Annotated in this window: 12 protein-coding genes; 7 read left to right on the top strand and 5 right to left on the bottom strand. The window is 69.3% G+C overall.

What is annotated here, in order from left to right; all coding sequences use genetic code 11:
• Nucleotides 1-20: 20 nt before the first annotated feature.
• The 5 genes from HNQ52_RS04395 (at nucleotide 21) to ilvN (ending at nucleotide 4,155) form a co-directional block, all read left to right on the top strand.
• Nucleotides 21-545 carry a hypothetical protein gene (locus HNQ52_RS04395; protein ID WP_183959870.1) on the top strand — a complete coding sequence of 175 codons (525 nt, stop codon included), beginning with the start codon at nucleotides 21-23 and terminating at the stop codon, nucleotides 543-545.
• Between the two features lie 4 nt (nucleotides 546-549).
• On the top strand, nucleotides 550-1,089 hold the full coding sequence (locus HNQ52_RS04390; RefSeq protein WP_183959869.1) for a hypothetical protein: 540 nt from the start codon (nucleotides 550-552) through the stop codon (nucleotides 1,087-1,089).
• A gap of 46 nt (nucleotides 1,090-1,135) precedes the next feature.
• Nucleotides 1,136-1,603 carry a DUF454 family protein gene (locus HNQ52_RS04385; protein WP_183959868.1) on the top strand — a complete coding sequence of 156 codons (468 nt, stop codon included), beginning with the start codon at nucleotides 1,136-1,138 and terminating at the stop codon, nucleotides 1,601-1,603.
• A 170-nt stretch (nucleotides 1,604-1,773) separates the two neighbouring features.
• On the top strand, nucleotides 1,774-3,531 hold the full coding sequence (locus HNQ52_RS04380; RefSeq protein ID WP_183959867.1) for an acetolactate synthase 3 large subunit: 1,758 nt from the start codon (nucleotides 1,774-1,776) through the stop codon (nucleotides 3,529-3,531).
• A 78-nt stretch (nucleotides 3,532-3,609) separates the two neighbouring features.
• A complete protein-coding gene (gene ilvN, locus HNQ52_RS04375; RefSeq protein WP_183959866.1) occupies nucleotides 3,610-4,155 on the top strand; it encodes an acetolactate synthase small subunit in 546 nt (181 codons plus the stop codon).
• Nucleotides 4,156-4,163: 8 nt separating this feature from the next.
• On the opposite strand, the gene HNQ52_RS04370 is transcribed toward ilvN, so the two are convergent.
• The 4 genes from HNQ52_RS04370 to HNQ52_RS04355 all read right to left on the bottom strand — a co-directional run bounded on the left by HNQ52_RS04370 (nucleotide 4,164) and on the right by HNQ52_RS04355 (nucleotide 8,464).
• A complete protein-coding gene (locus tag HNQ52_RS04370; RefSeq protein ID WP_183959865.1) occupies nucleotides 4,164-4,562 on the bottom strand; it encodes a hypothetical protein in 399 nt (132 codons plus the stop codon).
• 83 nt (nucleotides 4,563-4,645) lie between these two features.
• Nucleotides 4,646-5,488, bottom strand: a complete 843-nt coding sequence (locus tag HNQ52_RS04365; protein WP_183959864.1) for a glycosyltransferase family protein — start codon at nucleotides 5,486-5,488, stop codon at nucleotides 4,646-4,648.
• Nucleotides 5,489-5,566: 78 nt separating this feature from the next.
• A complete protein-coding gene (locus HNQ52_RS04360) occupies nucleotides 5,567-6,013 on the bottom strand; it encodes a cell wall hydrolase (RefSeq protein ID WP_183959863.1) in 447 nt (148 codons plus the stop codon).
• A gap of 420 nt (nucleotides 6,014-6,433) precedes the next feature.
• On the bottom strand, nucleotides 6,434-8,464 hold the full coding sequence (locus tag HNQ52_RS04355) for an NADPH-dependent 2,4-dienoyl-CoA reductase (protein ID WP_183959862.1): 2,031 nt from the start codon (nucleotides 8,462-8,464) through the stop codon (nucleotides 6,434-6,436).
• A 421-nt stretch (nucleotides 8,465-8,885) separates the two neighbouring features.
• Here HNQ52_RS04355 and HNQ52_RS04350 point away from each other — a divergent pair, with 421 nt between their 5' ends.
• Together HNQ52_RS04350 and HNQ52_RS04345 are read left to right on the top strand one after the other, a co-directional pair.
• Nucleotides 8,886-9,974 carry an OmpA family protein gene (locus HNQ52_RS04350; RefSeq protein ID WP_183959861.1) on the top strand — a complete coding sequence of 363 codons (1,089 nt, stop codon included), beginning with the start codon at nucleotides 8,886-8,888 and terminating at the stop codon, nucleotides 9,972-9,974.
• Between the two features lie 331 nt (nucleotides 9,975-10,305).
• Complete coding sequence (locus HNQ52_RS04345) at nucleotides 10,306-10,779, top strand: hypothetical protein (RefSeq protein ID WP_183959860.1); 474 nt, start codon at nucleotides 10,306-10,308, stop codon at nucleotides 10,777-10,779.
• Nucleotides 10,780-10,786: 7 nt separating this feature from the next.
• On the opposite strand, the gene HNQ52_RS04340 is transcribed toward HNQ52_RS04345, so the two are convergent.
• Complete coding sequence (locus tag HNQ52_RS04340) at nucleotides 10,787-11,830, bottom strand: SAM-dependent methyltransferase (RefSeq protein WP_183959859.1); 1,044 nt, start codon at nucleotides 11,828-11,830, stop codon at nucleotides 10,787-10,789.
• Nucleotides 11,831-11,834 lie beyond the last annotated feature (4 nt).

Below are 11,834 nucleotides of genomic sequence, written 5' to 3'. Positions count from 1 at the left end.
CGCTTTCAACGGAGGGGATCATGCACAACATCCATCTGCTGCCGCTGCTGCTGGCGGTTGCATCGCTGGCGCAGGCGCAGGACGAGGCCGGCGCGAACGTGGCGGTCGACGAGGTAGCGGCGGCCGCGCCCGACCGCATCGTGCTCGGCGAGAACGAACGCTTCCAGCCACCGCTGCCGCTGGCCGGCAATCCGATGCCGGAATACCCGGCCGCGCTGATCGACCGCGCGTTGCCGCCGCAGACGGTGTGCGTGCAGGTCAGCGTGGACGTGGACGGCAAGGCCACCGGCGCGCATCCGGTCAGCCAGGGGCCCGACTGCCCGGCCCCCGGCAACGCCGAGACGGCGTTTTTCGAAGCCGCGGCTCGCGCGACCTCGCAATGGACATTCGAACCGGCGTTCCGCTGCGTGTTCGACTACAAGCCCAAGCCCAGGGAGGTGTGCGGTGGCGAGGACACGCACGAGGAACCGCAGGCGGTGAGCGTGGTGTACCGCTTCACGTTCGAGGTGGCCAACGGCCTGGGCGCCGTGCGGCTGGGCGACTGAGCCGATGCGGCGCGTTCTCCCCTTTCTGCTGCCGCTCGCGCTCGCCGGCTGTGCCGCGACGCCCGACACGCCCGACGCGCGCAGCGGCCAGGTCGGCGTGCGCGAGGTCACCGCCGGCATCTCCGGCGAGGCGCGCATGGTCCTGGCCGCCAACGAAACCTTCGCGCCGCCGTTGCCGGCGCCGGACAACGCGCTGCCGGCGTATCCGTCGGCCCTGCTGGCGCAGAACCTTCCGCCGCAGGCGGTGTGCGTGCAGGTGGGCGTGGCCGAGGATGGATCGGTGATGGGCGTCACGCCCGCGCCGACCAGCCCCGATTGCCCGGCGCTGCAGCCCCCGGCGCAGCCGTTTTTCGCGTCCGCCGCCGCCGCGACGCAGCGCTGGCGCTTCGAGCCCGCGTTCCGCTGCGTGTTCGATCGCACGCCCGCGCCGAACGAGGCCTGCGGCACCGACGGCACGCACGAGGTGCCGCAGGCCGTGAGCCTGGTGTACCGCTTCGTGTTCGAGCAGGTGGACGGGCGCGGTTCGGTGCGGGTCGGGGACTGATCGCGTGCCCGATCCGGGCGCGGCGGGCGCGGATCGCGAGCGCGCCATGCGAACGGACGGCCCGACACGCGCCGCGTCCGGTGCGCGCGCGGCGCGTGGCGGCAACCCCGCGGCTCCCGCCACCGTGCCGCAGCGATCGCGGCATGTGCGACGACTGCCCTACCTGCTGCTGGCGTGGCTTGCTCTGGCGCTGGGCATGATCGGAATCGTCGTGCCCGGGTTGCCGACAACCCCGTTCGTGCTTCTTGCCGCGTGGGCCGCGGCGCGCGGTTCGTCGCGTCTGCATGACTGGCTGCGCGCGCATCGCGTGTTCGGCGCGATGATCCGCGACTGGCAGGCGGGCGGAGCGGTGCATCGGCGCGCCAAGCGCGCGGCGACGGCGACCATGGCGCTGTGTGCCGCACTCCTGTTCGCCACGGCACCGGGCCTGTGGATGGCTGCCGCCGGCAGCGCGGTCATGCTGATCGTCGGTGTCTGGCTGTGGCGAAGACCGGAGCCGCCCGGGCGCGGCTGACGGTGCGGGCACACACGCCTGAGCGCGCGGTTTTTCGATGAAAAGCTCAGCTGCGGTCCGCTTCACTGGCATTCCGGCGGCATTCAGCGCCTGTCGGTGTCGCGCTTGATGCGCTGCAGCATCGAATCCGGCATGCTCACCTCATCAGACCGCGAACCACGAGCCCTCCGATGTCCGATTCCCAGCTCACCGGCGCCCAGATCGTCGTGCAGGCCCTGCGTGACCAGGGCGTGCGGCACATCTTCGGCTACCCCGGCGGCGCGATCCTGCCGATCTACGACGCGCTGTTCCAGCAGGACGCGATCGAGCACATCCTCGTGCGCCACGAGCAGGGCGCCTCGCATGCGGCGGAGGGCTACGCGCGTTCCACCGGCACGTGCGGCGTGCTGCTCGTCACCTCCGGCCCGGGCGCGACGAACGCGGTCACCGGGCTTGCCGACGCGATGATGGATTCGATTCCGCTGGTGTGCATCACCGGCCAGGTGCCGACGCATCTCATCGGCTCCGACGCGTTCCAGGAGTGCGACACGGTGGGCATCACGCGTGCCTGTACCAAGCACAATTTCCTCGTGAAGGACGTCAACGAGCTCGCGCGCGTACTGCACGATGCGTTCTACATCGCGACCACCGGCCGCCCCGGCCCGGTGGTGGTCGATATCCCGAAGGACGTGCAGTTCCGCAAGGGCGAGTACGTGGGGCCGAGCAACATCGTGCACCGCACCTACCGGCCGCAGACCGTGGGCGATCCGCGCCGCATCGCGCAGGCGCTGGAGCTGATGGCGAACGCCAAACGCCCGGTGTTCTACACCGGCGGCGGTGTCATCAACGCCGGCGCGCGCGCGTCCGCGCTGCTGCGCGAACTGGTGCGCGAGACCGGTTTTCCGATCACGTCCACGCTGATGGGCCTGGGCGCGTATCCGGCGAGCGACCGGCAATGGCTCGGCATGCTCGGCATGCACGGCACGTACGAAGCCAATCTCGCGATGAACCGCTGCGACGTGATGATCAACCTCGGCGCACGTTTCGACGACCGCGTCACCGGCCGGCTCGATGCCTTCTCGCCGCATTCGCGCAAGATCCACGTCGACATCGATCCCTCGTCGATCAACAAGAACGTGCGCGTGGAGGTGCCGATCGTCGGCGACTGCGCGAACGTGATCGAAGCGCTGCTCGAAGGCTGGCGCGCGCGGCCGCGCAGGGACGACGACGGCAGCGGATTCGCATGGTGGTCGCAGATCGATGCCTGGCGGGCGCGCAAGTCGCTGGCGTACGCGAAGTCCGAGACGAGCATCAAGCCGCAGTACGCGGTCGAGCGCCTGTTCGAGCTCACCCGCGGACGCGACACCTACATCACCACCGAGGTCGGCCAGCACCAGATGTGGGCGGCGCAGCACTACCGCTTCGAGGAACCGAACCGCTGGATGACGTCCGGCGGCCTCGGCACGATGGGCTACGGCATCCCGGCCGCGGTCGGCGTGCAGGTGGCGCATCCGGATGCGCTGGTCATCGACATCGCCGGCGAGGCCAGCGTGCAGATGACGATGCAGGAATTGTCCACGGCGGTGCAGTACCGCCTGCCGATCAAGATCTTCATCCTCAACAACGAATACATGGGCATGGTGCGGCAGTGGCAGCAGCTGCTGCACGGCGGTCGCTACGCACACTCGTACTCCGAGGCGCTGCCCGATTTCGTCAGACTTGCCGAGGCCTACGGCGCGCGCGGCATCCGGGCGTCCACACCGGCCGAACTCGACGCCGCGATCCTCGCGATGCTCGACCACCCGGGGCCGGTCATCTTCGACTGCGTCGTCGACAAGCTGGAGAACTGCCTGCCGATGATCCCGTCCGGCGCCGCGCACGACGAAATGATCCTGCCGGATCTGGCCGACGCCCCGGCGGTGACCGAAGCCGGCCGCATGATGGTCTGACGCTTCGTCGCCCCGGCGAATGCCGGGGCCCAGCGACGTTGTTTTCATTCTCCAACACCGCACCGCCCGAGATTGCCGATGACCACCCAACCCGCCTCCGCCTATTTCCTCGTCGACGACAGGCCGCGCCCGATGCGCGCCACGCTGTCGGTGCTGGTCGACAACGAGGCGGGCGCGCTCGCACGCGTGGTCGGGTTGTTCGCCGGGCGCGGCTACAACATCGAATCGCTGACCGTCGGCGAGACCGACCACCAGAAGCACACCTCGCGCATCACCATCGTCACGTCCGGCACGCCGGAGGTGATCGAGCAGATCAAGGCGCAGCTCGGGCGGCTGGTTCCGGTGCATCGCGTGGTGGACTTCTCGCGCGACAAGGCCGGCGTCGAGCGCGAGATGGCACTGGTGAAGGTGGCGGGCACCGGCGATCTGCGAGCCGAAGCGCTGCGTCTGGGCGATGTGTTCCGCGCGCGCGTGATCGACATCACCCACGCAAGCTTCACCTTCGAGCTGACCGGCACGCCGGTGAAGATCGATGCGTTCGTCGACCTGATGGTGCCGCTCGGGCTGGTGGAGCTGAGCCGGACCGGCGTGGTGGCGATCAGCCGCGGCGGCGAGGCCACCTGACGGCGGCGTCAGATCGCCGCGATCCTGCGTCCCACCCAGGCCGCGAGCGGCACCGGCAGCAGCACGCCGCACACCATCATCCAGGCCGGATGCGGGATCGCGACGAAATTCACCCCGATCAGCAGCACCATCGCGATGCCGACGGCGAGCGGCGCGCCGAGCGTGTGCCGACGCGAGATCTTCGCTGCGACGAAGCCGCCCGCGATGCTGCCGAGCGCCCACGCCAGCACGACGGTGACGAGCGCGGACTGCGGCAGGTTCGCGATCAGCGACTGCATCGCCGCCGGGTCGGACGGATCGATGCCCGGCGGCGGCGGGTTCAGCGCATGCCCGATCGCCTCGATGCCGGCCACCACCAGCCCGGCGGCGACGATGCCCAGAACGACGGCGAGAACGGTGCGACCCATGGCGGATCCGGACGGTGCGATGCGCCTAGCTTAGCCGAGCGGGGCCGCGCGGGCGGACGGGGCCGGGCGGACCGTCCCGCCGCTCAGGCCCCGTCGAGCGTGGCGAGTGCGGGCGCGAGCAGGGTCTGGATCGGACGTTGCCGCATGAACTCGAAGCCGGCGTCGGCCGTGCGCCGGCGCAGCGCCGGGTCGGCCAGGCAGCGCTCGCAGGTGTCGGCCAGGGTCTCGTAGGCGGAAAACGCCAGCGCATGTTCGTAGGCCGCTTCTTCGGCCGCGTCGCTGCCGCGCTCGCTCACCACGAAGCGGCGGTTGGCGAGCAGGTAGGTCACGCGCACCGCCTCGAATACCTTGGCGTCGAAGTAATGCATGTTGAGCACGATGCGCGCGCGTGCGATCCACGCGTCGCGTTCCGCGCCGTAGGCGCCGAACAGGTGCTTGACCCGCAGGCCGCGGCGCGTTAGTTCGCGCAGCACCACCGCGCGGCGCTCGTTGAGCGAGCCGTAGAACAGCACGTCGATGTCCTCGTCCGCCGGTGCGATGCGGGTCAACGCCGGCGCGTAGCCGAGCGGCAGGACCGCCGCGACGTGTGCGCCGGCTGCGGCCAGCGCCGCCGCGTTGCCGTGGGAATAATCCCAGCACGGCCGTGTGCGCAGCACGTCGAGCAGCCCGGCCCTGAACCAGACCGACTCCGGACTGATCTGCTCGAGGTTGTAGAACACCGCATCGTCCGGCACCGGCGCCGGATACTTCTGCAGCAGGTTGGCGCCCAAGACGATGTGCCTGCGGCGGCGGTTGTCGAGGCGGCTGGAGACCACCGCGTCGTGGCCCAAGGCCTGCAGGCCGTGCTGCAGCGTCTGCGCCACCTCGTCGAAGGCGGCGCTGTGCGGGTAGTTGAACGGGGTGACGACGCTGACGGCAAAGCGCATGGGCGGCGGAGGCGGCGGGCACGGGCCCCAAGCGTAGCCTGCCCCGACTCCGGATTCCCCCGATTCCCGATTCCCGACTCAGTAGCGGGCGCGAACCTTATAGAAAGTGTGGTCGCCGATCGTCGCCACCGGCGTGCCCTGCGCCCAGTCCGGGCTCGCGATCTCGTGCACCACGAAATGGTCCGCGCCCGGCACCACGAGGTTGCGCTCCCAGTTCGGCTGCTTCCATTCGCTCTGCAGCTCCAGTGCGATGCGCGCGGCGCGGGTCCAGGCCTGCACGTTGCTGAGGCTGAAGTTGGGCGAGATCAGCGTGGGCGCGAACTGCTTGGGCGCGGTGACCACTTCGCACATGGTGTCGCCCCAGCGGCCGCTGTCGAGGCGGCGGAGGGCGACTTCGGCCACGGCACGCTGGCCCAGATCGGATTGATTGCGTGCTTCGAGATAGACGGTGGTGACCAGGCAAAGCTGGTCGGCTGCCGGCTGCGGCAGCAAATTGGCCAGCCAGAGGATCCAGGCCAGTTTCATCGCGAACTCCTTCTCCGTTGCGTCGCGGCGACTCCTGAGCGCGAGAGAGGACCTCCTCCCGCTCCCGCTCCGCCGCGCCGTCCCCGGAAGGGTCGACACCACGCAGAATGGGGAATCACGCCAACATGGCGTTGTCGGGTACGCCTGGCGCTAGCCGTATGGGCATCGCGGCGCCAGCCGCACAGCGGGCCGGACAATCGGTTCGATCGCCCGGCCCGCGGCTTGCGACGGCCCCGAACCGACAAGGTCGGGAAGGGCCGTCTGGGTGCATTGGACGCGCAAAGTACGGGCGGTATCCCTAACCCCCGGTGAACACGCGCCGTGCCGATTGCTTGACTTCGAGCCGTCATCCGGCCTTTTGCACGGCGCGGAACCTGAATCGGTTCAAGGATTTAGTGCGGGCCGCCGGCGTGCGGCCCGTCAGAAGCGCGCCGCAAGTTCGCTGCCCTGCGCGATGGCCCGCTTGGCGTCGAGCTCCGCGGCGACATCCGCGCCGCCGATCAGATGCGGCGTGATGCCCGCGCGCGCCAGCGGTTCGACCAGATCCCGCAGCGGTTCCTGGCCGGCGCAGATCACCACGTGATCGACCGCCAGCACGCGCTCCTTGCCGTCGATCGCCACGTGCAGGCCGTCGTCGTCGATGCGGCGGTAGTCGACGCCGCCGATCATCTGCACCCCGGCCATCTTCAGCGTGGCGCGGTGCACCCAGCCGCTGGTCTTGCCCAGGCGCTTGCCCGGCGCCTCCGCGGTGCGCTGCAGTAGCAGGATCTGGCGGCGGGCCGGCTCCGGCGCGGCGCGCACGCCTTCGATCCCGGCGCGGGCGTCGAGCGTCGGGTCGATGCCCCACTCGCGCAGCCAGCGCGGCAGGTCGAGCGTGGCCGAGGCCTCGGGCTGCGCGAGGAACTCGGCCACGTCGAAGCCGATCCCGCCGGCCCCGACGATCGCCACCCGCGCACCGATCTCGACCGTGCCGCGCAACACATCGAGGTAGGACACCACCTTTGCGTGGTCGATGCCGTCGATGGCAGGCGTGCGCGGCAGCACGCCGGTGGCCAGCACCACTTCGTCGAAGCCGCCGTCGCGCAAGGCCTGCGCGTCCACCCGCGTGCCCAGGCGCAGGTCGACGCCGGTCAGTTCGAGCTGGCGACCGAAATAGCGGAGGGTCTCGTGGAACTCCTCCTTGCCCGGGATGCGCTTGGCAAGGTTGAACTGGCCGCCGATCTCGCGGGCGGCGTCGAACAGGGTCACCGCGTGCCCGCGGCCGGCCGCCACGGTGGCGCACGCCAGGCCCGCCGGCCCGGCCCCGACCACGGCCACGCGCCTACGCACGGTCGCCGGGGCGTAAACGAGTTCGGTCTCGCGACAGGCGCGCGGATTGACCAGGCACGAGGCCTTGCGGTTCTGGAACACGTGGTCCAGGCAGGCCTGGTTGCAGGCGATGCAGGTGTTGATCTCGTCGCTGCGCGATTCGCGCGCCTTGCGCACCCAGTCCGCGTCCGCCAGCAGCGGACGCGCCATCGACACCATGTCGGCGTCGCCGTCGGCCAGCAGCCGCTCGGCCACCTCCGGCATGTTGATGCGGTTGGTGGTGATGAGCGGGATGGCCACTTCGCCCTTCATCTTGCGCGTGACCCACGCGAACGCGGCGCGCGGCACCGAGGTCACGATGGTCGGGATCCGTGCCTCGTGCCAGCCGATGCCGGTATTGAGCATCGACGCGCCGGCCGCCTCCAGCGCCCTGGCGCTGGCGACCACCTCGTCCCAGCTCGCGCCGCCTTCCACCAGATCGAGCATCGAGAGGCGGAAGATGATGATGAAGTCCCGTCCCACGGCCGCGCGCGTGCGCCGGACGATTTCGGTCGCGAACCGCAGCCGCTTTTCGAACGTGCCGCCCCAGTCGTCGTCGCGCCGGTTGGTGCGCGCAGCGAGAAACTGGTTGATGAGGTAACCCTCCGAGCCCATGATCTCGATGCCGTCGTAGCCGGCATCGCGCGCCAGCTTCGCGCAGGTCACGAACGCGTCGATCTGCCGCTCGACCCCGCGCGCGGACAGCTCCCGCGGCGTGAACGGATTGATCGGCGCGCGCAGCCGCGACGGCGCCACGCTCAGCGGATGGTAGGCATACCGCCCCGCGTGCAGGATCTGCAGACAGATCCGTCCGCCCTCGGCGTGCACCGCCCGCGTGACCAGACGGTGCTTGCCCGCCTCCCACGGCCACGACAGCTTGCCGCCGAACGGCTTGAGCCAGCCGACGATGTTCGGCGCAATGCCGCCGGTGACGATCAGCCCCACGCCGCCGCGCGCCCGCTCGGCGAAATAGGCCGCAAGTTTCGGGAAATCCCCGGCGCGGTCCTCGAGGCCGGTGTGCATCGACCCCATCAGCACCCGGTTGGGAAGGACCACATGGCCAAGATCGAGCGGGGAGAACAGATGCGGGTAGCTGGCGTGCATGCGGGCGGGAGCGGGAGAGGCGAGGGGACTGTGCCCGGAGCGTGGCGAGTTAACAAGCAGCGGGCCCAAGGCACCGCACGCGGCGAGGCGGGAATATTCCGGCGACACACCGCGCCTTCGCGCAACCGTCGTGAAGTTTGGTTACCATCCGCACGCCGTCGGCGGCATCGACTGCACCGGGGAAAAGCCTTGCAAACCGCACTGTTGCGGGCACTTCGCCCGATGACGGGGACGGGGGCGAAACACTGTCCGAAAGCTGAATACCGTTTGTCACTTGGTGTTATGAACGTGTTAAATTCACCACCGCTCAACCGCAGGCCCGCCTTGCGGGTTGACCGCCGCGCGGTTCGGCGGATGCGACAGGGTGAGGCGTTCCATTTTTTCTGATGTACGACAAGAACATTTTCAGGAGCAGACGATGATGAAGAAGAAACTCCTTTGTGGCGCCGTGCTGGGCGTGCTGGGCTTTGCGCAGGTGGCGATGGCGCAGGAATTCGACGACCGCTGGTACGTGTCCGGCGACCTCGGCGTGATCATGTTCGACGGCGATCGCGACGTGCACGACGACGCTCTCTACAGCATCGGCTTCGGCAAGATGTTCTCGCCGAACTGGTCGTGGGAAGTGAACCTGCACTCCACGAACCCGAACAAGAACAGCAACGAGCACCTGAACTGGAGCATGTACGGCGCAGGTCTCACGGGCCGTTACCACTTCACCCGCGAAGACCGCAGCTGGCATCCGTTCCTGTACTTCGGCGCGGGCGCCCTGCGTGCGGAAGAGGAAACCATCAACCCGAACTTCGGCGCGCCGCTGCAGCGTGAAGACACTAACCTCGAAGTGCACGGCGGCGTGGGCCTGCAGGCCGACTACGGCCGCACCGCGATGCGCGGCCAGCTCGGTGTGCGTTACGACCTCGACGATCAGTCGTCGATCATCGACGAAGACGGCTTCAGCGACTTCGTCGCCTCCGTCGGCGTGCTGGTGAAGCTCGGGCCGGAGCCGACCCCCGCGGTCGAGCCGACGCCGGAGCCGGAACCGGTGCCGCAGACCACCTGCGCCGACATGGACGACGACGGCGACGGCGTCAACAACTGCGACGACCGCTGCCCGAACAGCACCTCCGGCCAGACCATCGGTCCGGACGGTTGCCCGGTCCCGGTGACGATCGACCTGCGCGGCGTGAACTTCGACTTCGACAAGGACACGCTGCGTCCGGACTCGATCGCCACGCTCGACGAAGCGGTCGCCGTGCTGCGCCAGTACCCGGATCTGCGCGTCGAAGTGGCTGGCCACACCGACGAATGCGGCGCCGATGGCTACAACCAGGACCTGTCGGATCGTCGCGCCCGCGTGGTGTACGACTACCTGACCGGCCAGGGCGTGGACGCCAGCCGTCTCGCAGGCCCGAACGGCTACGGCGAAAGCCGTCCGCTCGAAGCCCTTGGCGACGCGTTCCCGGCGTGCAAGAGCGAAACCAACCGTCGCACCGAGCTCAACGTCGAGAACTGATCCACGACGTTGCATCGGCGACACGCTGCACCGAAAGCCCGGCCTCGCGCCGGGCTTTCTCTTTGTGGCCCCCCGGTTCATGCCGTGCCGGCAGATCGCGCCGCCCCGGTGCAGTGCCGGAGGCATCCACGCGGCCGGCAAGGTCGGCCGGGTGTCGGCCCGGCGGTGCCGCGACGCCCTCGCCGCGTCGGCGCGGCGCCGCGGTCGCGCACGTGCAAGTTGCACGTCAACAACCGCGTGGAAGCAATTGATCGAAATCGGGTTGTTGCCGCCAACGTCAAGGCCTACACTGTCGCCGGAATCACGCTCGGGAACGGCAATGCGCGCATCGATGGTTGGGGGACTTCTTCTGGCGGCGCTCGTGGCGCCCGGCGCGGCCAGCGCGGTCACGTGCAGTGCGGGCGCAAGCGCACCGCTGCCTGTGCGCAACTCGCCGGTGCCGCCGCTGTATTCCGGGCTTGCCGGTCGTCCGGTCGGGCTCGCCGTGCCGCACACCTTGCTCGCCGACAGCCGCGACGAATCGCTTGCGCTCGATCTGGTGCTGATGCGCCTGCGTCTGGAATCGTGCGTGAAGGACGAATTCGCCGGCTACAAGCCGAAGACGCAGTTCGACAACACCCCGTACCGCTTCAACATGGACAAGGGCAAGAAATTCACCGCCGCCGAATTCGACGCGTGGATGAAGAGCCGTGGCGTGCGCGTGGCGACGGGTAAGGCGCCGACCCCGGCGCCGACGGTGGTCCCCGCCGCGGCCGCGGTGCCCGCTGCCGCAGCTGCGGGTGCGACGGGCGTCGTCGCCGAGTAACGCGCCGTCAGTTCGTGGAGCGTCGGCGCTTCGCGAACAGGTAGTGTCCGACGAGCCACTCGTTGCCGTCGCGATAGCCGAACAGCTCCGCACACGCCATCCAGAACATCCGCCAGCGCTGCGCCCAGCGCGCCGCGTCGGCCTCGCCGTAGGCCTGCGCCAGCACGGTGCGCACCTCGTCCGCATTGCGGTCCTGGTTCGCGAGCCAGTGGTTGGATGTCTTTTCGTAATGCGTGCCCGCCAGGCGCCACTGCTCCTGCAGGACCAGATCGTCCTGGAAATGCAGCAGCGTATCGGCCGACGGCATCAATCCGCCGGTGAAGAAGTGCCGGCCCATCCAGTTGTCCTCGCCCTGCGTTTCGAACGGATACATCAGCTCGCGATGGCAGAAGATGTGCACGAAAAGGCGCCCGTCGTCGGCCAGCCAGCCGGCGATGTTGCGCAGCAGGCCGCGGTAGTTGCGCATGTGTTCGAACATCTCGATCGACACGCAGCGGTCGAACGTGCCGTCGAGCTGCAGCGCATTGACGTCGCAGGTGACGATCTCGACGTTGCCCAGCCCGCGCGCCTGTGCCTGCTGCAGGATGTGCTGGCGCTGGCTGTGTGAATTCGATACCCCGGTGATGCGCGCATTGGGAAAGCGCTCGGCCATCCACAGCGTGAGCGAGCCCCAGCCGCAGCCGAGCTCGAGGATGCGCTGGCCGTCGGCGAGCCCGGCGCGCGTTTCGTACAGTGCCAGCATCGCGTCCTCGGCCTGGTCCAGCGTCTCGTCGCCGCGCGGGTAGTACGCGCTCGAGTACTTCAAGCGCCTGCCCAGGCATAGCTCGAAGAAGCGCGCCGGCACCTCGTAGTGCTGGCGGTTCGCCGCCGCCGTCTCGATCGCGAGCGGACTGCGCCGCAAGGTGTCGAGCAGCGTGCGGAAGCGCTCCCAGGCCGCCACCGCGTCGGCCGCGTGCTCCTCGCGCAGGCGCTGCGCGCAGAGCCTGCGGATGCCCAGGCGCAGCAGGGAGTCGGGGATCAGGCCGCGTTCGCTCAGGTCGATCAGTGACATGGGT

This window comes from Chiayiivirga flava, from assembly GCF_014202825.1.
GTDB classification, from domain to species: domain Bacteria; phylum Pseudomonadota; class Gammaproteobacteria; order Xanthomonadales; family Xanthomonadaceae; genus Chiayiivirga; species Chiayiivirga flava.
This window is presented reverse-complemented; position numbering and strand designations above follow the sequence as displayed.